The 1,489-nt window shown below is 54.1% G+C and carries 1 protein-coding gene; it reads right to left on the bottom strand.

The features are described 5' to 3' along the window. Positions 1–23 precede the first annotated feature (23 nt). Positions 24–1,271, bottom strand: a complete 1,248-nt coding sequence (locus tag V6D20_14120; GenBank protein ID HEY9816916.1) for an IS4 family transposase — start codon at positions 1,269–1,271, stop codon at positions 24–26. Positions 1,272–1,489: the final 218 nt, after the last annotated feature.

The following is a 1,489-nucleotide window of genomic DNA, read 5'->3' as shown; positions in this document are numbered from 1 at the left end:
TTGGGCTACCGCTTATACACATCTTAGAGATGAGCCAGTGACCAACCTTCAAAGAGGGTGTCAAAGTGTTTGAGACCTCTGAATAGAATGACAATGCCCGGTGGGCGCTGACTGGCATAGCCCGACCATCCCCCTAAGCGGGCAATGAGCCAAGTAGCCCAAGCCAACGTGTAACCAGGAAAGGGATTCTGTTGTTTACGCGTCCGCCCATTCAAGCGCGGACTGAGTTGCGCTAAACATTGCTGCTGACGTTGGCTGAAGACAAGCGAGGCGGCACGAGAGACGTCGTCGCGTCCCGTCTGCAACTGTAAGATACGCACAGCAGCCCCGAGGCTCAGAATACACAAGCGTTGAATGGCTGCTACCGACTCCAACTGAGTGGATTCGAGATTCAGTCCATGCTGCTTAAGAATGGCAAAGAGTTGCTCAATGCGCCATCGCCAACTGTACCAGCCAATGACCTGTAAGGCCGCTTCCAATGACCGGATGGGATGCGTGGTGAGCAAGCGCCAATGAATAGGCTCTTGTCCCGCTGGGGGTTGAATTTCCCGAGCCTCCACGGCATATAACAGGAGGCTCAGCGGATAGTCACTGTGCCGTAATCGCGGTGGACGTAGAATGGTCACGGGCACAAACCGCACGGACATCCAAGCGTCGCGGGGCTCACGACCGTGGCGGGGATCCGATGGCACCTGAACGGCATACGTCCCGGCACAGGGTTGCTGACTCAAGTAGGCATACAGGGTTTGCGGTAACTCGGCAATCTTGCGGTTTCGACAGACCCGAAACAACGCCTGAGTCGTGGCATTAGGAATTCGTGCCCAGACTTCGTAGATATCCCCTTCACGGTCGCCGATATACGTCACTTGGTTGGCGGTTGCCAGCCATCGCTGACTGGACTCGGAGGTCTGCAACCACTTGAAGGATTCCTTCTCTTCAATGACTTGCTGTTTGTACTTGCGAGTGTGTTTGTCGGCCTGCTCGATAGGGCGGCTCCACAGATGGACATCGCTGACGCCTAAGGGAAACCCATCGTCAGCATCCAAAACTAGCGTCGGATGCACAAAAAAACCGACATCGCGGGCGTTGCTCAACACCCCCAAGTCCTCTGCTGCAAGACGATTCCGATGGGCACTCAGGTTAATCTCGCTGCTATCATTCACCGCTAGAACATGACGACCGCTCACCTGTGACTGGCATTGCCTTGACAGACTCTGACCCAATTCTTCAAGGGTCACTTGCTCATTGTGCAAAAACCGGTAATACCCCATTTGCTCCGACCAATCTTGTGCCAGGCTCTGGATACTCACCGTTTGCTCTGTACAAAGAGCCTCATAAAGCGCTGCCCCCTTTTAGCCAGACGCGCATCCCCGAACACACTGCCTGAAATCTGGGCTCCTTGGAGCACAATGGGGTTATCTATCATGGTGAATGCACCTCGCAAATCATTCCATCTAGATTAAAGGAAACTTGTGTATAAGCGGTAGCC

The organism is Candidatus Obscuribacterales bacterium, assembly GCA_036703605.1.
Classification (GTDB): domain Bacteria; phylum Cyanobacteriota; class Cyanobacteriia; order RECH01; family RECH01; genus RECH01.
Note: the sequence above shows the minus strand (reverse complement) of the source record. Positions and strands in the feature narration are given on the sequence as shown.

What these genes read in the sequence shown, in the direction of transcription:
- V6D20_14120 (HEY9816916.1), bottom strand. Translation starts at nt 1,271, where the DNA reads ATGGGGTATTACCGGTTTTTGCACAATGAGCAAGTGACCCTTGAAGAA.